Genomic DNA, 21,372 nt, shown 5'->3' on the forward strand with positions numbered 1-21,372 from the left:
AGATTCTACAAAACACGGGATCTGTCTTCATATTACATATTGACTCTAAATTAGACAAAAAAACACATAGTACAGGTCAAGGATATCTGTATTTCTAGTAAAGATCAAGGTTTTTTTTGTTATTTTTCATAACCTTTCATTTCCAATTTCATCCTATTCTCATCTGATCTTCATCAATTGTTCCCAGTTTCGTGACGCCGCTAACTTTGCAACCCTGAATACACCGTTTATAATAGGAAAGACAGTTCAGCACCCATGCCGGTTACGATACGTAGCCTGCACATTCTTTCTGTTAACTACCTATTAAAATATGAAAGGTGTTGTTGATTCTTGACTGCACAAAATTCCAGTCATGATATGACTGATTTACTTATTATCGGTGGAGGCCCTGCGGGTCTGTTCGCCGCGTTTTATGGTGGGATGCGTCAGGCATCCGTTACACTGGTTGAAAGTATGCCACAGCTTGGCGGACAGCTTGCCGCTCTTTACCCGGAGAAATACATCTATGATGTAGCCGGATTCCCGAAAGTAACAGCTCAGGAACTGGTGAATAACCTCGTTGAGCAAATGAATCATTTTAACCCGAACATCCGCCTTGAAGAAAAGGTTGTATCGGTGGAGAAAAAGGATGAACAACATTTCATCGTGAAGACGGATGAGAATGAATATCATGCCAAAGCCGTCATTATTACAGCTGGTGTAGGTGCATTCGAACCACGTCGCCTGGAACTTGAAGGTGCTGCCAAGTTCGAGAAGAGCAACCTGCACTACTTCATCAGTGATCTGAATGCCTTCGCTGGCAAAAAGGTATTGATCAGTGGCGGCGGTGACTCCGCGGTAGACTGGGCACTCATGCTGGAGCCTATCGCTGAGCAAGTGACGCTGATCCATCGCCGGGACAAGTTCCGTGCGCATGAGCACAGTGTCGAAAACCTGATGAATTCCAAGGTGAATGTCGTTACACCGACCGAAATCACGGAACTTCATGGGGATGACACCATTACCAAGGTAACCCTTTCCCATGTGAAAACCAAAGAAACTCAGGAAATTGAAGTAGATGACGTGATCGTTAACTTCGGATTTGTCTCTTCTCTCGGACCGATTGCCGAGTGGGGTATCGAAATTGACAGCAACTCCATCGTTGTTGATTCCCGCATGGAAACATCCATTCCAGGAATCTTCGCTGCCGGAGATATCACAACATACCCGGGTAAACTGAAACTGATCGCTGTCGGATTCGGCGAAGCTCCAACAGCCGTCAACAATGCCAAGGTGTACTTCGATCCGGATGCCAAATTGTCCCCAGGACACAGCAGTAACATGAAACGCTAGTTTTGCTTAAATAACATATATTGATACAAAAAAGGGTATCTTACTCCTGAGTGAATCCATATCAGGAGGGATACCCTTGTCTTATATATGCCCGCTGTGTAACGGTCTGGTTGTACCGGAGCAGGCTTGCCCCCACTGCCTTCAGGGACTGTTAGAATGCGGCAAATTGGATGATTACACCGGACCATACAGCCCCTACGTATTCCAACCTTCCTCTGACACGGCAGACGAAGTCGAAAACGTTTGCAATCATGTGATGTACTGTCACCATTGTCAGACGAGCACGCCATGGCCAGTCTCACTATGGGACTTGTCCGGAAACCTGTAACATTGCCTGCAATGAGGATCTCTAGTGAAGAATGGCAGATACGTCGGTACCCAGTTTGCGCTTATGGATTTCTGCCAACAGCAGTGCGATGAAATCTCGTTCGAGATTCAACTCAATCGCTTTATGGTAGGAATCCAACAACATCTCATCGGATAACATAGCCATTTCCCGCCACAACCTTTCCTTTTTTTTCCTCAAAACTATCATATCAGAGATTCATATAGAGAACAAGCGTTCTTGTTATCCACAACGATATGTGGAAATCCTGTGCATAGTTTGTTGATAAATGGAAAAAATATAGAGTAATCAACGTGTATAGTGTGGACAATATTTATGCACAGGAAGTTTGTACTACTGTCAGAACGTTTATCAGCGTATTTTTTTTGGAATAAATTCATAGTTTCAAGACTTGTTGCGAGTAAATTACCCCGTAATGTAAAATTTCAAACGGTTTTCATACCGTTTTCTTTTATATATTATCGGTTTTTCTTGAATTTTCTTGAGTTTTCCCATTCATTTCCTATTGGGGTCTGGTATTCACTTCCAGAATCCAGATCTTGCCTGAATAATCCAGTCCATAATCAAATCCAAGCTGACCTACACCAGGGAACTGACTTTCCATAATGTACGTACATGTCAGTGTAAGTGAACGCATCTCCCGGCGTTTGTGCCGACCGGATATATGTGGCAGGGATAAACCAAGAGCTCGCCTTCCTGATAACATGGTGCCACCCTTGCTCAGATTCGTCACACAGAGTCCGGGACGAGCGAGTCGCCCTACTAAGGAACGGAATACCCAGCCTCGTTGGGTTTTGACAACTTTGACTCTGTAATCAACCGGTCTCCCTTGAATTGTTGCCAGATGAATGCCTTGCTGGATCAAGTACTTGCGTCTAGCCTTTACACGCACCAAAGAGCGATACATCTGGCTGAAACTGGCGAAAGAACGGGTCGTTTTCATATGGGTGTATCGATAAGCCCCACCGCTGGCCGATACCCGGATAACACCGTAACCTCCGCCTCCTACAATAGGTTTGACATACACCATTCCATAACGACTGAGCATTTGCAGCAGATTACCCGAGTTGAATGCCTTGGTCTGTGGGATATGGACAGCAGCTACCGGGTATTTCATCAGAGCCGCTGTCTTCCGCCATTTGCTTGCAAGTTGTCTCGACATGGGTTGATCTCCTTCCTTGAAACAATAGTCCTTCCTTATACATACTCAACAGAAGCCTTGCTTTCTTGGATGTTTGTCCGCGGCAAGGGCCCCTTTTCCATGTAACCTGTCCCAGGGGAGATGGCGGAAACGGGAACAAGCGCCCGGTTTGCTTTTCAAACAAGTCAATCTGTCGTATGCTACTAAGGAATGGCTTGGAAGGGCTTAAATATGAGGATCTAAGGAGCGTTAAGAACAAATGGAAGCATTTTTCAAATCACTTTATGGCGTAGCCTATTTTGCAATGTCGATCGTTCTCGTAGCTGTTACGGTACTCCTTTTTGTCACAGGTATTCGACTGTTTATGCAAAAGCGTAATCGCGGCTTTGCCGTGAGTTGTCTTATATTTGCCTGTTTCATCGTCTTTATCATTGTTGTTATGTTAACTACGCCCTTCTCTGCCACACCGCCGGGTTCACCGGAAGCCATGGCTGCCCTTCTTCACTTCGGGTAGTTGAACTCTGTAGAAGGAGATGCTTATGACACGTACTAATGAAACCTTAGGAATTATTGATATCGGCTCGAACTCCATTCGTCTAGTTATATATGAACTGGACCAGGACGAAGCCTATCGCATCATTCATGAAGACAAATACGCCGCTCGTCTAAGCAGCGTTGTTGAGTCCGATGGAACCATTCTGCGCCATTCTCTGGATAAAGCCATCACCATCTTGAGTCAATTCAAAGCGACCTGTGAAGCGTATCAGACCAAACTGATTCGCGCAGCAGCTACGGCAGCTATTCGTAATGCAAGCAATGTCCTGGAGATTATTGAATGGCTGGAGACCGAGACGGGGCTTACCATTGAATGTGTATCGGGAGATCGGGAGGCCTATTATGGGTTCCTTGGTGTCACTCAATCCATTGATCTGGCAGACGGTTATGTCGTGGATATTGGAGGCGGCAGCACAGAGATCACGGTCTTTCGGGATCGGAAAAGGTTACATAGCATCTCCCTCCCTATTGGTGCAGTGAATTCACATGCCCGTTACGGGGGCGAAGATCAGTGGACCGAGGAAAATGCACATGCATTATGCAACGAAGTCATTGAGGCTCTCCGCGGACAGGATTGGATTCGTGAGCATCCTGGTCTGCCACTCATCGGACTTGGCGGCACAATGCGTACACTCGCCAAAGTGGAACAGAAGCGTACCCAGTATTCTTTGCCTGTCAGCCATCATTATGAGATCAGTGAGGAAGCGATGGAGAACATCGCTCGCTCCTTACCACATCTCACCTCGGCACAGCGCAAAAAGGTACCTGGGCTCGCTAAAGATCGTGCAGACATCATTGTGCCCGGCGTACTGATCCTGCGAACTGTCTTCCAGTTAATACAGGGAGATCGTTATGTGGTTAGTGGCGCGGGTCTACGAGACGGGTTGTTGCGTGATTACATGGCTGGAGGTCAGCCGGTCGTTCCAGACGCGCTGAAGGACAGTATCCGCAACTTTATCCATTTTGGTCCGCCTATTCCAGAGAAACGTCTGCAACGGATTCATCAGGATATGGTTACCCTGTATACGGCATTACAAGGTACCCCTCCTGATCAAGCAGATGCCCGAATCCTGTATGCATCCTCCATGCTGCACATGGCAGGTAAACAGATTAACTATTTCCGTTATACACAGCACTCGGCCTATTGGATTATGAATTCAAGCATCTATGGACTTTCTCATCGGGAGACCATTCTAAGTGCCAGTGCAGCTGATTATCATCCCAAAAAAAGAACGCCCCAGCTGCTGAATAAGCACCGGGACATTCTGAAAAACTCGGATGAGCGGCATGCTCATCGTTTAGGCTCTCTGCTGCGAGTAGCCGAAGCCATCAATCGATCCGAAAGCATCGCTGCGATTGAAGCAACAAAAGAAAACGACTCGCTGCAGGTGCAATTCACCTGTACAGCTGAGCCGTTACTGGAACTTGATGGCCTGGAAGAGGCCGTCAAGGATCTGAAGGAAGCCTGGGGAGTTACGTTAACGCACTCCATTCAGCAGGCTTCCAAGGGATAATACCCATGGCCTCCGTCTGACTTCTCAGCGGGGGCTTTTCATTTTCTACAAATACATAATTGCCACCAGGCATAAGTTGTCTCGCTTTGACATTATCCATAAGGGACAGATTAAGAATATCGACCAGCATTTTCTTCAGCTCTGGATCAAATACGGGACACATCAGTTCAATTCTTCGATTCAGGTTACGTGTCATCCAGTCTGCACTGGAGATGAATACATCGGGGTTGCCGCTATTTTCAAAATAAAACAACCGTGAATGCTCCAGAAAACGATCCACAATGCTAATGACCCGAATATTCTCACTGAGCCCCTCTACCCCCGGACGCAGACAACATACCCCACGCACAATCAGATCGATCTGCACGCCGGCTTGAGAAGCCTCGTATAATTCATCAATCATTTCCTGATGGGATAAGGAGTTGATCTTGGCAATGATTCTGGAAGGTTTGCCTTTCAGCGCGTGCTCTGTTTCTCTACGAATCAGTGCAAATAACTCATCCTTCATACCATCCGGAGCTACGCGGAACGCCTGCAATGCCTTCGGACCGGAGTATCCGGTAATCTCATTGAACAATTCGGATGCATCTTCCCCAATAATCGGATTGGAGGTGAACAGTCCCACGTCCGTATACACTTTGGCTGTACTCTCATTATAGTTACCGGTTCCTACATGAACATAACGTCTCAGCCCCTGCTGTTCCCTGCGTACGACAAGAATGATTTTGGCATGGGTCTTCAGTCCAACCAGTCCATATACCACGTGACATCCGGCCTTCTCCAGCTTACGGGCCCAAGCAATGTTACGCTCTTCATCAAACCGGGCTTTCAATTCCACCACAACCGTGACCTGCTTACCACTCTCAGCGGCAAGTGCAAGTGCCGGAATAAGGCGTGAATCGCCATTGACCCGATATAAAGTCATCTTGATCGCCAGAACTCTTGGATCTTCCGAAGCCTCCAATATAAAATCAGTGACTGGTTCAAACGATTCGTATGGATGATGCACCAGTACATCACGTTTGCGCAGCAGCTCAAAATGACTTTCTCTTGGCAGAAACTCAAGTGGGTAGACTGGCTTCACCGGACTGTATTTCAGATGTGAGAAACCTTCCAGACTATCTACGAATCCAGCCAGAAAACTCAGATCGAGTGGCCCATCCATTTCGTACACCGGGTCCTGGATATCGAATTCATCCTGCAATTCGAGCAAGGCATCTGGACGAAAATCCTTGCAGACCTCCAGTCGTACAGGAGCTCCTCGGCGTCTGCGTCGCAATTCCTTTTCAATCGCCTCAAGCAGATCTTCCGCTTCTTCTTCATTAATAAACAGATCCGCATTACGGGTCACACGGAATTCCTGTGCAGCAAGCGAGATATATCCGCTGAAGAGCGTATGGATATGATGTTTGATAAGGTCTTCAATCAGTATGAATGTTTTCTTTTTGCTATTCGCCCGAATGGGAGCCTGAACCATCCGCGGTAGATTGGAAGGCACCTGAACAATAGCCATAAATGGCTCGCCCTCTTGCTCCCCTTCCTTCTGAAGCATCACGGACAGGTAGACAGACTTGTTGTGTACCAGCGGGAACGGACGACTCTGGTCAATCGCCATCGGTGTGAGTACCGGAAAAATAATCTCATGAAAGTATTGGTCCATTGCACGCTGCTGTGTCACATTGAGATCGGTATATTCCTGAATGTTCACGCCTTTTTTGGCGAGTAGACGAATGAGTTCACGATACGTTTTATACTGTTCGGCGACCATGGTCCCGGTTCGTTTGATCAATCTGCGGTACAATCCCGAAGGCGTGTATCCTGTAAAATCTTTTTGCGTGAATCCGGCCTTGATCTTCTCTTTTGTCTCCGCCACCCTTACACTGACGAACTCGTCCAGATTACTAGCGACAATGCCGAGAAATCTCATGCGTTCCAGCAGAGGCGTTGTTGGATCCTGGGCCTCCTGAAGTACGCGCCGATTAAATTCAACCCAACTCAAATCACGATTAACGTAGTTGCCTGTTTTGACGTCTCTATGCATGTATGGCCTCCGAATGTGTTGCATATCTATTCTTGGTTAGAAGTTCTCATATAATTGTACTATTCGTAATCAACATCAAGCGTCAGCGCAGTGTAAACGCTACGTAAAATTTATGTAAATGATACCTCATGGCCGCAACTTTTTCCATCCCTTTACAAAGGTCAATAGACAGAGTAAAGTGAAGTACAGTGTGATTTGGTCCGGTTGCTTGTTCTCATTCCAAATATATAAGATTAAAGGAGTATATAATGAAATCCAACAAACCTAGAACGTTACAAAAAAATATAGAGTTTTTCACGGCTGCACTATCCCAATGTATGGTAAGCGCATGGCAGGAAGACCCGGCTGGCGTCTATTGTGAAGTAGGTTGCGGCGTCGTGGAGCGGATCAGTGAAGACAGCGTGCGCATCCGAAACAATGACGGAACAAAGAGTCATTATGCACGAGATATTACGATGTTCCAGACTGAAAAATAATTTTGCATAAATACGTAAAAAAGACTAGCTTTCCGAAACAACGTGTTGTATACTCTTGCCACAAGGAAAGGAGGTGCGTCAACATTTCTAATGTCATGTTGAACGTGTCCCTTACCCGATCCACTAGCTCAAATTAAAAGAGTCTGGTGGAGGCGCGGGATACGGATCAATGTTTCAAAAAGCGCCATGGGTAGAAAAGCCGTCTTCGGACGGCTTTTTGTTTTCTCTTTTTCAGTAGAGAGGTTGAGAAAACACCCAAAATATTGGAAATGGACCCTTTAGTAGAGCAAACCAGGATGGCTATAATTAGGATGCAACTCAACTTAAATCCGAGGAGGCATCTTGTAATGTTTAAAAATGTAAGGGGTTTCAAGACATCCATCATGTTGGCTTTTGTTTTGTTATTCACCTCCATCATGTTGCCCGCAGGTCAGCATGCCAGCGCAGCACCAAGTTTCGCCAAAGGAGCTGACATCAGTTGGGTTCCCGGAATGGAAGCCCAAGGTTACAAATGGAAAGATAAAAACGGCGTACAGCGCGACATCATTGATATTTTGAAAAAAGACTATCAAATCAATTCCGTTCGCATTCGGGTATTCGTTAATCCTTCGAATGATTATGGGAACGGTTACATGAATAAGGATCGTGCGGCTGCACTCGCACAACGTGCCAAGAATGCTGGCATGAGTGTGATGCTTACCCTGCATTACAGCGATTCCTGGGCAGACCCTGGTCAGCAAACCAAACCTGCTGCCTGGAAAAACTATACGTTCCAACAGCTCATGGATGCGGTGTGGAACCACACACGTGATGTCATGACTGCGATGCAAAGCAAAGGCGTTACCCCGGACTGGGTACAGATTGGTAATGAAACAAGCAACGGCATGTTATGGGAAGATGGCAAAGCATCCACCAACATGAAAAACTATGCGTGGTTGGTGAATACAGGCCATAACGCAGTAAAATCCCTGAGCAGCGGTACCAAAACCATTGTGCATCTGGCAGGTGGGGATGATAACGCCCTCTATGTATGGAATATTGGTGGTCTGATTAATAACGGAGCTAACTTTGACATGATTGCCATGTCCCTCTATCCTTCAGCTTCCGGCTGGAACACCGCTGTTACAAATACGGTAAACAATGCCAAGGATATGATCAACCGTTATGGCAAAGAGATCATCATCTCCGAAATTGGCATGGATAATAATCAGGCTGCGGCTGGTAAAAGTTTTGTCGCGGCGATGAAAAACCAAATCCGTAATCTGCCAAATGGCAAAGGAAAAGGTGTATTCTACTGGGAGCCTCAGGCTACACCAGGTTATAACAGTGGATATGGTAAGGGCGCTTGGCAGTCGAATATGATGCCAACTGTTGTCATGGAAGGATTTATTGACTAGGTACGGTGGGTAGAAGTGCGGGCTTTGGGGGGCAGCGTGGTGGGCGTTCCGGGGGCGGATCGTTCTTATGATCGCTGTTATCCCCAGATTTTTATGAATTTCCCTTATTGGGGGAAAATCCGGGGATAAAGGCGACCGCTTCGCTTCTTCAGAATCGATTCCGCCCCCTCCACTACGTTGCTACTCCTTGAGACACTTCTAAGACCGTGTGTAGGCAAATGAATTAGGTAGCAAGGTAAAACAAGGGCTTGAGGCGCTGTTCCCGGGGGGATTAGCGCCTTTTGGCGATGAAGTGCGATGAAGTGCGTTGAGGGGGCAGCGTGGTCGGCGTTCCGGGGGCGGATCGGGCACTCCTAAAGCGTGTCGCAATCAATCGAGGAGGGGTGCATCACTCGGGCTGGAGACTGATGTTCTTTTGGCTTACATATGAATATAATAAGTTTATTGAGATAACACATAGGATCAACTTCTAATTGGAGAGGAGGCATAAGGATGAGTTTTTTAAAAGGGTTCGGTCAGTTAGCTGGGGAAGTTACCGGGAAAGTGTTGGGCGGCAGCGTGAGGGTTGTTGGTGAAATTGCGGGAAGCCCCTTTATCAAAGAAATCGGGAACGGCGTAGAGAAAGCTACGATTAATACAGGCAAAACCGTTGGACAACTGGCTAGTGGTACATATGATCTTGCCAGTGGTGCAATTCGAAAAAATGATACCGCCATAGACACGGGGCTTGCCGATATTGGAGGTGCTGTAACCAATACTGCAAAAGGTGTAGCGATATCAGCCAAGTACGTATATAACAGCGGTAAAGATGTTGTTGTGGGCATGAAAGAGGAAGATAAGGACAGAGTGAAGCTTGGTGCCAAGAATCTTTTAGCTGCTGCTGCGGTAACAACACTCGCTGTCGGTGTCATTGATGCAGTTGATGGGGCTGAAGGTGTAGATACGTAGGATTTGGTTTAGATCACCAATAACACAACAACTGAAGAAATACAGCCTAGCAGGGCAACCAAAATATGGAGAAAACTAAATGAGATTTTTTCAAGTAAAATCCGTTGTCTCTTTTGAATTAAACACGAGTAGATGAACACCGTAACCACAACGGGCAGATATAAATGAAGATCCGGACCATCCGTGCTCGGTAATAGTTTATTAATATATCCACCTATCGTCTCGTTGACCATCATGAACCCATATATACTACCGATTATTGCTGAAACTGCAAACTGAAATAGTATTTGAACTACAGCCTTCTTTACAAAGAATGGATCACGTTTGCGGTAACGGTTATTAACCATCATATATCTGTCGCCTCCTCGTTTTTCTATTACTCTTTTGGTTACTATTTCTGATTACTACTCCTGTATTTTACCATAACGTTGATCAGCCTTCCTTTTTAGTTTTTATCGACCTATCGCTCCCCCACAAACAACAAATTGCCCTCTCCACCTCATTGGCAGAAAGGGCATTTATAACGATTAAGATACCTCTGTTCAGCTTACCTTAGCGAGTCTCGTAGCACGTATCGATGCGGCAGCGTATACGATGAGCGCTGTCCAGATGAGTGCGAAACCAACAAGCAGAACTGGCGAGACCGTTTCCTTGAACACAAACACACTCAGGATCAGCATGATTGTCGGCCCAATATACTGTACAAAGCCGAGTGTGGACAATGACATTCGAGCAGCCGCCCGTGCAAAGAACAGCAGCGGCAACGCCGTCACCACACCGGAAAGCAGCAGTTCGAAGAACATCGGTGCAGGCAACGTCCATGCCGTTGCTTTACCTACTATGGCCAAGTATATCCAGTAGCCCAGTGCAACGGGCAGAACTACAGCTGTCTCCGAAAATAAACCCACAGAAGCGTCTTGCTTAATCTTCTTCTTCGCCAGACCGTACAAGCCAAATGACACGGCCAATGAGATCGCAACCCATGGGAAACGTCCGTAGTCGATAGCGATGATAAGCACCGCGACACCAGCGATGGCAATCGCGAGCCACTGTCCACGGTTTGGCTTTTCATGAAGGAAGACAACTGCCAGTAACACGTTCAGCAATGGGTTCAAATAATAGCCCAGACTTGTCTCAACGACATGACCGTTATTAACCGCCCAAATGAAGATAAGCCAGTTAATAGCAATTAGCAGCCCACTCGCGGTAAGGGACAGCAGGGTCGAACGACTGGTCAGAATGCGCTTCATGTCACTCCAACGACGTTGGACGGCAACGAAAATCCCCATAAAGACAAATGACCAGACAACCCGGTGCGATAAAATCTCACCTGCCGGTACATTTTCAAACAACTTCCAATACAGCGGGAGAACTCCCCACATGATATACGCAATGATCGCGTTGATTAATCCACTATTCATAACTGTATCCCCTCTTATTGCTCTGATATCTCAACGGATTATACGCCTCGATCCTCGTTTAAGTAAAGGGGGTAATAGGTCATACAGGAATCCATGCCTAGTTCAAATGACTTTTTCTTTGAGCAAAATTCCCCGCTTAGCGCTGCCAAATTATACTTTGCGCTTTTTCTTTCTTACTCTCATGAAGAAGATAAAGATCGCCGCAAATACGACTACACCTACGATAAACAAATCCATATCTTGCTCAAACATAAACCACATTTTGTGTTCTACGTTCACTTGTTGTTTTGGTGGATATCCTTCCCCAAATAGCTCAGTTGCTTGGTTCAAATCATTCATTTCGATGGTCAAACTGCACGGACTACTACTTAATTCGCCATCCACTTCGCTAAAGTATATTAAGTATTTGTTACCTTCCTTGAAATCAAATCCCCATGTGAAGTTAGTTGCAATAATTAGTTGAGAGTCAACTTCAGTATTCCAACTCCTCTCAACTTCCACTAAAATATATCTAATTTTCTCTTTGGTCCCCGTAAATCCCTCTTGCTTCAAGTCGACCTTTACTTGCTTTACTTCACCATAAACAGCTCCATCATATATTTCTAACTGTTCTTGGGGACCTCCCGATTCAGCACATGACAAAGCGTTAACATCTTGTGCATTTGAGATAAAGAACACGCTAGATATAAAAAAAATTAACGTGATTATACGAAGCTTCAGTTTTTCCACCTTCTTCTCATAACTTTATTTCGCCATCTTTATTGACCTGTTTAACAGGAAAAATGTTGCATTTTCCCTTGCCGTTAGGTGAATGAACAAAGAAGCAACCAATCGGACACAGTTGGTTGCTCCACTTGGCTTTTTAAGTTTCGTATTTCTTTTTCCATTCTTCACTCCATTTTTGAAAATTTTTTCCCGTTACTTCTTCCAATGTTTTTCCATCCAACGAATATGGTGCCCCATCCATTGCTGCATTTGGGAAGGATGTCCCCCCTATAACTTTGCCTTCACACAGTAATATTGAAACTTTGGATTTATTATCGTTAAACGTTCCCAAAGGATGGTTTGTTACTGTAAAACTATATACCGATATTTCCATCCCAAAATACTGTTCGGGTTCTACTTTTTGAACCCCCCATGTCTGTCTATATGGTATCGTTTCCGTTTTCCCATAGAGTAGTTTGTCTTTGTTTAGAGTGTATTTCTGAACTTGACCATCGTACGAAGAAATTTTATAACCTTTTTCCTTAACATATTCTGTGGCAGTCTTTTGATCACCTATGATCGTGAGTTCATCTGTACCCAACATCGTGACCTCGTTATTGCACCCAGCAATGATAAAAAAAACTAGCCCCAATACAATACTGATAGGTTTAAAATACATCAAGTTCCCCCCGCAACGTGCAGTAGTTTATTCATTTTTTTGACGATTAGTTCATTAAAATGGTTTCACTATTCTGCCATTACATAAAAAAAGCAGCCGACCCTTTTGATCAACTGCCTGAATGGTGGTCATTTCATTAACGTTTCATGGTAGCACCACATTTGATCCTATTTTGGTTACTTTCACTTTCCTCCAACATGAAACACACCAATTACGGTTTCACCATCCTTGTCATACAGTGGAATATCCCATCCGTCTGGTGATCTGCTGTTCTGTATCGCAATAGCTTCTTCAGGTGTTTTTGGTTGCTCGCCATCCATGTCTTTTTTCAGCAGATATCCTTCTGTACCATCCACACCAGTAGCCAAGATTAAATCAGGTTCTGTTTCTGGAGAAGTCGCATATATGTTAGAACCGTATGTCTGTCCATTCTTATTTTTCGGATAAAGAGAAGTGATGTGAATTTGATTCAGCGCATTTTTAACGTTTGAATATTGGGATAACCCTGAACCACTCGATTCATTCATCATAAAAACCACAAAGATCAATAGTATAACTCCATTAGAATACATCTTCACAACTGTTCACTCCCTCATACTTTTGAACTCGCAGCAATTCCAATGAAGAGAAGATGGCTTTCACACAATCAGACTTTCCTCCCAACTTTAGAATAATATAACATAGATTCAAAGGAGTAGTTGGAAGTTGAACTATGATCATCATCTAACCTGTCTAACGTTATTGCAGAACTTCCCTTTTCGATAACACAAAAAAAAAACGGACACCGATCTGTGGAGATCAGCGTCCGTTTGTATGTTCCATATTATCATTTAAAAGTGTTACTTCACTTCGCCAACAACGGTAAAGCGCTCGTTTTTGTGTTGTGGATTCTCGATCTCATCAACCAAAGCAATCGCATAGTCTGCATAGCTGATGTAGCTGTTGCCTTCGCTATTCACGAGAATAACGTCGTTGCCTGCTTGATATTTGCCGGTGCGTACACCTTCTGGATTAAAGAATCCAGCCGGGCTCAGGAATGTCCATTGAATACCTGAAGATGCTTGCAGATCCTGCAAGTTTTGGCCTTGGTTCGTTGCAGTTGCTTTGTAAGCATCAGGGAATCCTGGGGATTCAAAGACACGCAATGTTTTCGACTCATCTGTGAACAGGCTTCCTGCTCCACCCACAACGATCAGACGAGTGTTTGGTACATCTTTCAGGATGTTGATCAACGCTTGTCCTACTTCCACATGCAGGTTTTCTTTACCCGCTGGAGCACCAAATGCATTTACAACCACATCGAACGCTTTAACATCTTCAGCTGTAAGATCGAATACATCTTTCTCCAGCGTATTCAGGCTTTTATCTTCCAATTTGGATGCATTACGAACGATCGCCGTCACTTTATGCCCTCTGTCCGCTGCTTCTTTCAAAATTACACTTCCTGCCTTGCCTGTTGCACCAATGATTGCAATGTTCATCATGATCTCTCCTTTAAAATATCGATATTTTTTATGTTTGAACTTTATAATGTAACTATAGTTGTTACAACTAAGTTTGTCAACCATGATACTTTCAGTACACGCAAAAAAGCCCCTGATATCATACCCGTGCTAAACGGATACAATTCAGAGGCTAGCTATTAAAGGGATTGCAAACTGCTTATTTCATAACAAGATTGAGAAACCGCTGTACAACTCAGTTTCTTAACAATCCTTATCAGGCACACCCGCATCTTCCTTCGTACGGAAAGAAGATCCACAGCCACAAGTGGCTACCGCGTTCGGATTATGGATGGTGAACCCACCCGTCATACCGGACTCTTCAAAATCAATTTCAAGTCCATTCAGATATTTCAGGTTTTCCTTCTCAACTACAACCTTCATGTTCTGAATATCCATATACAGGTCCTCATCGGACTCTTTATCGTCAAAGCCCATGGCGTACGAAAATCCGGTGCAACCGCCCGGTGCTACGCCAAGACGCAGGAACATACCAGGTGTCTCTTGCTGTGCAAGCATCTCTTTCAATCTGTCAGCAGCCGTTTCGCTGATGTTAATCATGCCAGGTCACTCTCCTTTTTCATATAAAATCATGTTCAAAAAGGGCGCTTTTCAGTACCAAGAAGATGGGATGAAGATAGAAATGGAGTAGCGGAGCGTAGGCAAAACTACGTGAGCAACCAAAATGTTTCCTTCGGAAACATACTTCGTAAGCCTCCAGCTTATTTCGGCTGAATCCCATATTCGACGCTGAGATGCCGCTAGGCATCCTTCGTAATCAAAAGCGGACTTTTTGAACTACCTTTCATTAACTCTTCTTTAAATTATACTCCACCCCGTCAAGGGTCTCAAGTCATGTTTGCCTCTTTCCGCGTTCCCCCTCTACTCCTTTTTCTTCCCAGTGTATTGAACCCCCGCGACACGAGGTTTATAATGAATAGGTGGTCGCACTGAAATGTCGATATTTTGTCATGACTTATTCAGGTGACGATCATATATAGAGTTGTAATTTTTTTCACATTTCGAGACTGTCCGCAGTCCCCAATGCATATAGAGTCACATGACTCATTTTAATGAAAAAATTAGCTTTACGTACGCAGCACACGCTGCACCGGGGAAATAAGAGTTAGTCCATATAAGAAGGCGGCAGTTGACCGCATCTTTGCTATGTAGTTCTGTAAGTCAGGTCCTACACACAACTCAATTCCGGTAAAGAACAGGAGGAAACAGTATGTCTACATTGGTAACACCGTTCACAGACAAAAGAATGGCTGAAATCGTTGAGAAAGTGCAGAACGGCGTAAGGCTGAACGTAGAAGACGGCGTATATCTGTATGAAACAGATGATCTGCTGACTTTGGGCCAGCTGGCCAATGAGGCCAACCTGCGGAAAAATGGCAAGAAAGTATATTTCATCGAAAACATGAGTCTTTATTTTACAAACGTATGCGAAGCCCGCTGCGCTTTTTGTAATTTCCGTAAAGACCAGGGTGAAGAAGGCTCCTATACATTATCCGGTCAGGAAATGATCGATTATGTGGAACAGCATATTCATCCGGGCGTACGTGAGTTCCATATCGTAGGCGGACATAACAACCATGTTCCTTTTCAATATTATGTCGATTCCCTGCGTGCTTTAAACGAGAAATATCCGGATGTTACACTGAAAGCTTACACAGCAGCCGAGATTGATTTCTTCACCCGGATTAGCGGACTCAGTATCAGAGAAGTTCTGCAAGAGCTGCAAAAAGCAGGTCTGAAAACATTGACTGGTGGCGGCGCTGAGATTCTCTCGGATGAATATCGCAAAAAAATGCGTGTAGACAAAGCCAACGTGGATCGTTATCTTGAGGTGCACCGTACAGCTCATGATCTCGGCATGCGTACACATACTACGATGTTGTATGGATCGATCGAATCCTATGAGGACCGCGTCAACCATATGGTGCAGATCCGTGAATTGCAAGACGAGACCAACGGATTCATGGTCTTTATCCCGCTTTCCATGCAGCCAAAAAGTAAAAACGCGAGTATTATGCGTCGTAACTCGGCTTATGAGGATCTCAAAACAATTGCGATCAGCCGTCTGATGCTGGATAACATCGATCATATCAAAGCATACTTCATTAACATCGGTCCACAGCTAGCTCAAGTTGCCCTTGGATTTGGTGCTTCGGATGCACACGGCACGATCGTTCGCGAACGGATTAGTCATGCGGCAGGTGCACTCACACCTGAAGGCCTTACACGTAAAGAGCTCATATGGCTCATTAAGGGTGCAGGACGTATTCCGGTAGAACGTGATACGTTCTACAATGAAATTCAAGTGTACGAATAGGATATAACTCCATCCACAATCAATATTGCACCAGCACCACTCCAGAACGCAGCTTTCATTAAAGGGAGACGTTTGAATTCGAGTGGTGCCAACTGCTGATTAATATCTTCAATTTTCAATATCTACTTTTCAATTATTCAAATCATAACAAAAGGAGCAGCTATGTTATTGCATAGCTGCTCCACAGTTTACAGCCCCATTTCAGTGGGACTGATGCAGAAAGGAAGCCGAGTCATGAAAAATTTCGTCATTCTTGGAGGCGGCTATGGCGGCCTCACCATCATCAAGGAACTTCTGGAGGGTAAAATTCCATCCGATACACAAATTATTTTGGTGGACCGCAGCCCCTTTCAGGGATTAAAGACAGAATATTACGCACTCGCAGCAGGAACCGTATCTGATTATGACCTGCGTATCCAATTTCCAGTGAGCGATAAAGTCACTTACCGTTATGGAGAAGTTACTTCGATTGACCTGGAACAGCGTCAGATTGAATTTGAAGGCCAAGACCCGCTCGTGTACGACAAACTTGTCATTGGACTTGGTTGTACAGACCGTTTCCACAATACGCCAGGCGCCGAAGACTACAGCTGTACCATTCAGAGCTTTAGCAAAACACGCGAGACCTACCTGCGCCTTAATGAAGTCAAAGCCTATGGCAATGTGCATATCGTAGGCGGCGGATTAAGTGGTGTCGAGATGGCAGCCGAACTTCGTGAGAGCAGACCGGATCTGAACATCAGCATTTTGGATCGTGGTGAACGTGTATTATCCGCTTTCCCGCAACGTCTATCCGTGTATGTGCATGAATGGTTTAACGAACATCAGGTAGAGACACGCGGGCATATCGCCATTTCACGTGTTGAACCTAATGCTATATATAACCGGGATGAACAGATTCTAACGGATGCTGTCGTGTGGACTGCAGGCATTCAGCCCGTAAAAGTGGTACAGGATCTGGACGTAACCAAAGACCCTCAAGGTCGTGTCGTCCTGAATGAATACTACCAAATCCCGGAATATACCGATGTGTATGTCGTTGGTGACTGTGCCAGTGTCCCTTATGCACCTAGCGGTCAAGCTGCGGAAGTACAGGGTGAGCAGATCGCCCATATTCAGCATGCCCTCTGGAAAGGCGAAAAGCCCAATCCACATCCACTCAAGCTTCGTGGCACACTCGGTGCACTCGGCAAGAAGTCTGGGTTTGGGCTGATGGGCAAAACGTCCATGATGGGACGTGTACCTCGTATTTTGAAAAGTGGTGTGCTCTGGATGTCCAAGCGCCATCTCGGTTAGTCGAGATCGAGCTCGTCCCAGACATCAGCTTCGGCAATTTTGGCCAAAATGGCGTTATATAGATCTTCCACTTTGTCCGTGATGACAACTTCGCCATTCACCAGTGCAAATGGAGTCATAGAACATTGGCCGCAGTTGGTTAGGCAGCCGTATTCAATCACGTCATAGTCTGGATTTTCTTCCAGTTGATCCATGACTTCATCTGTGCCAAAATGCATATTATTGGCACAAAATTCAATAATCGGTCTCATTTAAGTTCACCTGCTTTGTTTGACCATTTTAATTTGTGGCCATTTGTAATATAATATAGGAAGGAAAGGAGTTGAACAATATGAGCGAAAACGCACAAAGCACCATGTATGATGAGGTATCTGATGTGCTTGATAAACTTCGTCCGTTCCTGCAGCGCGATGGCGGTGACGTGGAACTGGTCGACGTGGAGGACGGCATCATTAAGCTGAAACTGGTCGGTGCCTGCGGCAGTTGCCCAAGCTCCACCATTACCTTAAAAGCCGGGATTGAACGCGCCCTTCTCGAAGAAGTTGAGGGTGTACAAGAAGTCGTACAAGTATTCTAATCAATCCTTCACGAAATAAACCTCAAGAGCCTTCGCTTCGCATGAAGCGGAGGGCTCTTTTTTTGTACGCATATTCAGAGTGTCCATGTTCACAGTCACCTTGACCCGTTTCCACGTACAATCCTTCAATTCACCTTTTAAGTATCCTCGCGCTGTATGGTGGGACGAATCGGATCAAGTCCTCCAGATACATCCATAATGTTACCTGTTATAAAATCGGAATGATCAAGGCACAGATACGTTATCACTCGTGCAATATCTTCACCGCTACCTGGGCGCCCTCTTGGCGTTTCCTCGTCGGTGATACCTGCCATTTCATCAATCGTTTTCTCTTTGTTCGCACCACGAATGTCACCTGGACATACCATGTTAACCGTAATTCCATACGGGGCTTCTTCAACCGCGAGTGTCTTTGTAAAAGATACCAGACCCACCTTGGCAGCCGCATATACGGCGCGATGAGGCCAAGATCTCGCTTCTCCAGCATGACTGAAGCCAAAATGGATAATGCGTCCCCATTGCTTGCGTCTCATCTCTGGCAATACACGCTGATCCAGTAACATCGGTCCCAACAGATTTCCCTGCACAAGCATCTGGACCTCAGCTTCAGAATAATCCGCAAATAATCGTCGTTCACGGACAAATGGACCTGCGTTATTCACCAAAATATCAATGCTGCCCAGGTTACCTTCCACCTGCTCAACCAATGAAGAGATATCTTCCACCTTGGATATATCAGCCTGGATGGCAATGCACCGCACACCCTTGGCTATAATCTGAGCCTTTAAAGCCTCAGCTTCTGTTCTGCTGTGTACATAGTTGAGGGCAATATGACACCCCTGATCTGCCAGACTGAGGGCCGTCATTTTACCAAGACCTTTGGCACTTCCCGTTATGAGGGCAATCTTTCCCTTCACGTTCATCCCCCTCTTCAAAGAGCAGTCACTATCCAGTATAAAAGATTTATCGTCCTCCTACAACTCGCTTATCCACAAGGGATTATCCACCTTTAATTCCAAATATATCTTGATTGAAAACAAACACCTATGGTACTGTCGAGGATATAACCCGAAAGGACCACTACATTAATATAATGAACAGAAGATGGATATCATTTCTTACACTTTTAATGTTGAGTTTATTCACAGTCTTTAGTGCTTTACAGGTATCAGCGGCAAGTGAGAATGAGCAAGCACCTGATGAGTACGATTGGATTACTGGACCAGCATCTGTCTCTCTGGACGGTAAGGCCACCCTGGAAGTCCCTGAAAGCCATTCCTATCTGGATAAGCCCAATACCCAACGCTCGATACTTAACAGTGATGGGAAGCCTAACGGGAATGAAATCGGAAGCCTAACCAGCAATAGCGAATTCGGCTCGTGGTATGTTGTGTTCGAGTACGTGAAGACGGGTCATATCCATGATGACAATCAAAATTTGAATGCCGAAGAGCTGTTAAGCAGTTATATCCGAGGCACAGAAGAAGATAACAGAGAACTTGATCCTGAATATAGAACGTACATAACGGGGTGGGAAATCGAACCGGCATATGACAGTGCCAAACATCAGTTGGTTTACTCCCTTGGTTTCAAGAATGCTGATCAGCAAGCCATGGTCAATTACAATGTAAAAATCCTGACACGCGAAGGGTACATCACAGCCATTCTGGTTACAGATACGGCCAACTTTCAACAGAGCCGTCAGGCATTCGAGGAAACCGTACTTCATAAGCTGAGCATCAATACAGGATACACCTACGAGGAGTACAATGCTTCAACTGACAAAACATCCACCATAGGGCTCAACAGTCTTCTGATGGGCGGGATCGGGTACACAGCTTCCCAGAAATTCAGTGCTCTTCTTTTGCTCAAAAAAGGATGGGCTTTGATCCTGGTTGTCGTTCTCGGTCTGATTGGGTGGATCAGATACAAGATCAAAAGCTCACACGGAGAAGAAGAAACACTCTCTCCCTCCGAGAGAACGTACCTGCAAGAAGCAGATGAGCAGCAGTATGCTGATCAGAATGAATTATCTTACTACCGCCAATCTGGACATCAATCTGACGTGGATGAACAAGATAAGCCCTGACCCTTCCCTTGTTGATCCCCACGTCAGCACAGATTAGGAAACATAAAATAAGCCGTATATCTCTTCTAGAGAGACATACGGCTTATTCTTAATAGCTTCACATCATGTCATACATATCGTGAATTATTCAGTTGCAGGTTCAACTGCACCTTTATAACGTTCTTTGATGAATGTTTTCACTTCTTCGGAGTGCAGAGCAGCAGCCAGCTTCTGGATTGCATCTGCATCCTTGTTGTCCTCACGGGAAACGAGGATGTTTGCGTATGGGTTACCTTGCAGATCTTCGATCAACAAAGCATCATTCGCCGGATTCAGGTTTGCTTCAAGCGCATAGTTGGCATTGATGAATACCAGATCCGCTTCATCCAATTGACGTGGCATCATGGCTGCATCCAGCTCGATGATATCCAGGTTCTTCGGATTGGCTGTGATATCTTGAATCGTAGATGTAATATTTGTGTTGTCTTTCAGCGTAATGATACCTTCCTTCGCGAGCAACAACAGTGCACGTCCACCATTGGATGGGTCATTTGGAATTGCTACTTTTGCACCGTCTGCCAATTCATCCAAAGACTTAATCTTTTTGGAGTAGCCACCAAAAGGTTCAACATGAACAGGTGTTACAGAAACGAGGTTGAATCCACGTTCTTTATTCTCTGTATCCAGATAAGGTTGGTGCTGGAAGAAGTTTGCATCCAATTTTTTATCAGCAAGCTGCTGATTGGGTTGTACATAGTCATTGAATGTAACAACTTGCAGACGAATACCTTGTGCTTCCAGTTCAGGCTTGATGCTTTCCAGAATCTCTGCATGTGGTGTAGGTGAAGCTCCAACTTTCAATTCAACTGTACGTGGTGCACCTGCTGAATTGTCTGCGCCGCTATCGGCGTCCTTGTTGTTTCCGCAAGCTGCGAGAACCGCAATCAACATAAGACTAAGTAGAGCAAAAGACCATTTTTTCATGTGTAAAACCCCTTCTCTAATCATTTTTTTCATGTGGCATCCGCATAAATGC

General features: G+C 45.2%; 24 protein-coding genes. 11 read left to right on the plus strand and 13 right to left on the minus strand.

What is annotated here, in order from left to right:
• The first annotated feature begins 357 nt into the window (after positions 1–357).
• Together MHI12_RS24800 and MHI12_RS24805 are read left to right on the plus strand one after the other, a co-directional pair.
• On the plus strand, positions 358–1,332 hold the full coding sequence (locus MHI12_RS24800; RefSeq protein ID WP_218639193.1) for an NAD(P)/FAD-dependent oxidoreductase: 975 nt from the start codon (positions 358–360) through the stop codon (positions 1,330–1,332).
• Between the two features lie 76 nt (positions 1,333–1,408).
• Complete coding sequence (locus tag MHI12_RS24805; RefSeq protein ID WP_074096361.1) at positions 1,409–1,660, plus strand: hypothetical protein; 252 nt, start codon at positions 1,409–1,411, stop codon at positions 1,658–1,660.
• 21 nt (positions 1,661–1,681) lie between these two features.
• Here the strand turns inward: MHI12_RS24805 and MHI12_RS24810 are convergent, their stop codons facing one another.
• Together MHI12_RS24810 and MHI12_RS24815 are read right to left on the minus strand one after the other, a co-directional pair.
• Positions 1,682–1,825: a sporulation histidine kinase inhibitor Sda gene (locus MHI12_RS24810; RefSeq protein ID WP_017692430.1), complete on the minus strand. Its 144-nt coding sequence runs from the start codon at positions 1,823–1,825 to the stop codon at positions 1,682–1,684.
• A 355-nt stretch (positions 1,826–2,180) separates the two neighbouring features.
• A complete protein-coding gene (locus MHI12_RS24815) occupies positions 2,181–2,840 on the minus strand; it encodes a YheC/YheD family protein (RefSeq protein WP_076253234.1) in 660 nt (219 codons plus the stop codon).
• A 238-nt stretch (positions 2,841–3,078) separates the two neighbouring features.
• Here MHI12_RS24815 and MHI12_RS24820 point away from each other — a divergent pair, with 238 nt between their 5' ends.
• Positions 3,079–3,333 (plus strand): hypothetical protein, encoded by a 255-nt coding sequence (locus MHI12_RS24820; RefSeq protein ID WP_017692428.1) that lies wholly within the window; start codon positions 3,079–3,081, stop codon positions 3,331–3,333.
• A gap of 25 nt (positions 3,334–3,358) precedes the next feature.
• Entirely contained in the window at positions 3,359–4,888 is a 1,530-nt protein-coding gene (locus MHI12_RS24825) for a Ppx/GppA family phosphatase (protein ID WP_405170618.1), read from the plus strand.
• Here MHI12_RS24825 and ppk1 read toward each other — a convergent pair.
• Complete coding sequence (gene ppk1 / locus MHI12_RS24830) at positions 4,848–6,929, minus strand: polyphosphate kinase 1 (RefSeq protein WP_405170619.1); 2,082 nt, start codon at positions 6,927–6,929, stop codon at positions 4,848–4,850. The genes MHI12_RS24825 and ppk1 overlap by 41 nt on opposite strands.
• Before the next feature lie 248 nt (positions 6,930–7,177).
• On the opposite strand from ppk1, the gene MHI12_RS24835 reads away from it, so the two are divergent.
• The 3 genes from MHI12_RS24835 (at position 7,178) to MHI12_RS24845 (ending at position 9,750) form a co-directional block, all read left to right on the plus strand.
• Positions 7,178–7,405, plus strand: a complete 228-nt coding sequence (locus tag MHI12_RS24835; protein ID WP_338588477.1) for a hypothetical protein — start codon at positions 7,178–7,180, stop codon at positions 7,403–7,405.
• Positions 7,406–7,752: 347 nt separating this feature from the next.
• Complete coding sequence (locus MHI12_RS24840; RefSeq protein WP_100529768.1) at positions 7,753–8,802, plus strand: glycosyl hydrolase 53 family protein; 1,050 nt, start codon at positions 7,753–7,755, stop codon at positions 8,800–8,802.
• A 492-nt stretch (positions 8,803–9,294) separates the two neighbouring features.
• Positions 9,295–9,750 (plus strand): hypothetical protein, encoded by a 456-nt coding sequence (locus MHI12_RS24845; RefSeq protein WP_405170620.1) that lies wholly within the window; start codon positions 9,295–9,297, stop codon positions 9,748–9,750.
• Positions 9,751–9,758: 8 nt separating this feature from the next.
• Here the strand turns inward: MHI12_RS24845 and MHI12_RS24850 are convergent, their stop codons facing one another.
• From MHI12_RS24850 to MHI12_RS24880, 7 genes are all read right to left on the minus strand, one after another.
• Positions 9,759–10,100, minus strand: coding sequence for a hypothetical protein (locus MHI12_RS24850; protein ID WP_405170621.1), 342 nt, complete (start codon positions 10,098–10,100; stop codon positions 9,759–9,761).
• A gap of 192 nt (positions 10,101–10,292) precedes the next feature.
• Positions 10,293–11,171: an EamA family transporter RarD gene (gene rarD, locus MHI12_RS24855; RefSeq protein ID WP_017692421.1), complete on the minus strand. Its 879-nt coding sequence runs from the start codon at positions 11,169–11,171 to the stop codon at positions 10,293–10,295.
• Positions 11,172–11,321: 150 nt separating this feature from the next.
• Entirely contained in the window at positions 11,322–11,900 is a 579-nt protein-coding gene (locus tag MHI12_RS24860) for a hypothetical protein (protein ID WP_405170622.1), read from the minus strand.
• Positions 11,901–12,033: 133 nt separating this feature from the next.
• Positions 12,034–12,555 carry a hypothetical protein gene (locus tag MHI12_RS24865; RefSeq protein WP_405170623.1) on the minus strand — a complete coding sequence of 174 codons (522 nt, stop codon included), beginning with the start codon at positions 12,553–12,555 and terminating at the stop codon, positions 12,034–12,036.
• Positions 12,556–12,737: 182 nt separating this feature from the next.
• Positions 12,738–13,133: a hypothetical protein gene (locus MHI12_RS24870; protein WP_405170624.1), complete on the minus strand. Its 396-nt coding sequence runs from the start codon at positions 13,131–13,133 to the stop codon at positions 12,738–12,740.
• 261 nt (positions 13,134–13,394) lie between these two features.
• A complete protein-coding gene (locus MHI12_RS24875) occupies positions 13,395–14,036 on the minus strand; it encodes an NAD(P)-dependent oxidoreductase (RefSeq protein ID WP_405173047.1) in 642 nt (213 codons plus the stop codon).
• 225 nt (positions 14,037–14,261) lie between these two features.
• Complete coding sequence (locus tag MHI12_RS24880; protein ID WP_062837974.1) at positions 14,262–14,618, minus strand: iron-sulfur cluster assembly accessory protein; 357 nt, start codon at positions 14,616–14,618, stop codon at positions 14,262–14,264.
• Between the two features lie 670 nt (positions 14,619–15,288).
• Between MHI12_RS24880 and mqnE the strand changes: the two genes are divergently transcribed.
• Together mqnE and MHI12_RS24890 are read left to right on the plus strand one after the other, a co-directional pair.
• On the plus strand, positions 15,289–16,395 hold the full coding sequence (mqnE, locus tag MHI12_RS24885; protein ID WP_341008827.1) for an aminofutalosine synthase MqnE: 1,107 nt from the start codon (positions 15,289–15,291) through the stop codon (positions 16,393–16,395).
• A gap of 234 nt (positions 16,396–16,629) precedes the next feature.
• Positions 16,630–17,691 (plus strand): NAD(P)/FAD-dependent oxidoreductase, encoded by a 1,062-nt coding sequence (locus MHI12_RS24890; protein ID WP_036673332.1) that lies wholly within the window; start codon positions 16,630–16,632, stop codon positions 17,689–17,691.
• Here MHI12_RS24890 and MHI12_RS24895 read toward each other — a convergent pair.
• Complete coding sequence (locus MHI12_RS24895) at positions 17,688–17,942, minus strand: YuzB family protein (protein WP_036605750.1); 255 nt, start codon at positions 17,940–17,942, stop codon at positions 17,688–17,690. The genes MHI12_RS24890 and MHI12_RS24895 overlap by 4 nt on opposite strands.
• A gap of 80 nt (positions 17,943–18,022) precedes the next feature.
• Here MHI12_RS24895 and MHI12_RS24900 point away from each other — a divergent pair, with 80 nt between their 5' ends.
• Entirely contained in the window at positions 18,023–18,268 is a 246-nt protein-coding gene (locus MHI12_RS24900) for a NifU family protein (protein ID WP_053783253.1), read from the plus strand.
• Between the two features lie 137 nt (positions 18,269–18,405).
• Here the strand turns inward: MHI12_RS24900 and MHI12_RS24905 are convergent, their stop codons facing one another.
• A complete protein-coding gene (locus MHI12_RS24905; RefSeq protein WP_017692411.1) occupies positions 18,406–19,185 on the minus strand; it encodes an SDR family oxidoreductase in 780 nt (259 codons plus the stop codon).
• Positions 19,186–19,361: 176 nt separating this feature from the next.
• On the opposite strand from MHI12_RS24905, the gene MHI12_RS24910 reads away from it, so the two are divergent.
• Positions 19,362–20,357, plus strand: coding sequence for a DUF2167 domain-containing protein (locus MHI12_RS24910; RefSeq protein ID WP_405170625.1), 996 nt, complete (start codon positions 19,362–19,364; stop codon positions 20,355–20,357).
• A 123-nt stretch (positions 20,358–20,480) separates the two neighbouring features.
• On the opposite strand, the gene MHI12_RS24915 is transcribed toward MHI12_RS24910, so the two are convergent.
• Positions 20,481–21,320: a MetQ/NlpA family ABC transporter substrate-binding protein gene (locus tag MHI12_RS24915; protein WP_036605748.1), complete on the minus strand. Its 840-nt coding sequence runs from the start codon at positions 21,318–21,320 to the stop codon at positions 20,481–20,483.
• Positions 21,321–21,372 lie beyond the last annotated feature (52 nt).

Origin of the sequence: Paenibacillus sp. FSL H8-0280 (assembly GCF_045040665.1) — a bacterium.
Taxonomy (GTDB): Bacteria; Bacillota; Bacilli; order Paenibacillales; family Paenibacillaceae; genus Paenibacillus; species Paenibacillus xylanexedens_A.

Bases quoted from the DNA above. Each gene is read 5' to 3' on its own strand.
- MHI12_RS24800 (WP_218639193.1), top strand. From the start codon at position 358: ATGACTGATTTACTTATTATCGGTGGAGGCCCTGCGGGTCTGTTCGCC.
- MHI12_RS24810 (WP_017692430.1), bottom strand. From the start codon at position 1,825: ATGGCTATGTTATCCGATGAGATGTTGTTGGATTCCTACCATAAAGCG.
- MHI12_RS24815 (WP_076253234.1), bottom strand. From the start codon at position 2,840: ATGTCGAGACAACTTGCAAGCAAATGGCGGAAGACAGCGGCTCTGATG.
- MHI12_RS24820 (WP_017692428.1), top strand. From the start codon at position 3,079: ATGGAAGCATTTTTCAAATCACTTTATGGCGTAGCCTATTTTGCAATG.
- MHI12_RS24825 (WP_405170618.1), top strand. From the start codon at position 3,359: ATGACACGTACTAATGAAACCTTAGGAATTATTGATATCGGCTCGAAC.
- ppk1 (WP_405170619.1), bottom strand. From the start codon at position 6,929: ATGCATAGAGACGTCAAAACAGGCAACTACGTTAATCGTGATTTGAGT.
- MHI12_RS24835 (WP_338588477.1), top strand. From the start codon at position 7,178: ATGAAATCCAACAAACCTAGAACGTTACAAAAAAATATAGAGTTTTTC.
- MHI12_RS24840 (WP_100529768.1), top strand. From the start codon at position 7,753: ATGTTTAAAAATGTAAGGGGTTTCAAGACATCCATCATGTTGGCTTTT.
- MHI12_RS24845 (WP_405170620.1), top strand. From the start codon at position 9,295: ATGAGTTTTTTAAAAGGGTTCGGTCAGTTAGCTGGGGAAGTTACCGGG.
- MHI12_RS24850 (WP_405170621.1), bottom strand. From the start codon at position 10,100: ATGATGGTTAATAACCGTTACCGCAAACGTGATCCATTCTTTGTAAAG.
- rarD (WP_017692421.1), bottom strand. From the start codon at position 11,171: ATGAATAGTGGATTAATCAACGCGATCATTGCGTATATCATGTGGGGA.
- MHI12_RS24865 (WP_405170623.1), bottom strand. From the start codon at position 12,555: ATGTATTTTAAACCTATCAGTATTGTATTGGGGCTAGTTTTTTTTATC.
- MHI12_RS24875 (WP_405173047.1), bottom strand. From the start codon at position 14,036: ATGAACATTGCAATCATTGGTGCAACAGGCAAGGCAGGAAGTGTAATT.
- MHI12_RS24880 (WP_062837974.1), bottom strand. From the start codon at position 14,618: ATGATTAACATCAGCGAAACGGCTGCTGACAGATTGAAAGAGATGCTT.
- mqnE (WP_341008827.1), top strand. From the start codon at position 15,289: ATGTCTACATTGGTAACACCGTTCACAGACAAAAGAATGGCTGAAATC.
- MHI12_RS24890 (WP_036673332.1), top strand. From the start codon at position 16,630: ATGAAAAATTTCGTCATTCTTGGAGGCGGCTATGGCGGCCTCACCATC.
- MHI12_RS24895 (WP_036605750.1), bottom strand. From the start codon at position 17,942: ATGAGACCGATTATTGAATTTTGTGCCAATAATATGCATTTTGGCACA.
- MHI12_RS24900 (WP_053783253.1), top strand. From the start codon at position 18,023: ATGAGCGAAAACGCACAAAGCACCATGTATGATGAGGTATCTGATGTG.
- MHI12_RS24910 (WP_405170625.1), top strand. From the start codon at position 19,362: ATGAACAGAAGATGGATATCATTTCTTACACTTTTAATGTTGAGTTTA.
- MHI12_RS24915 (WP_036605748.1), bottom strand. From the start codon at position 21,320: ATGAAAAAATGGTCTTTTGCTCTACTTAGTCTTATGTTGATTGCGGTT.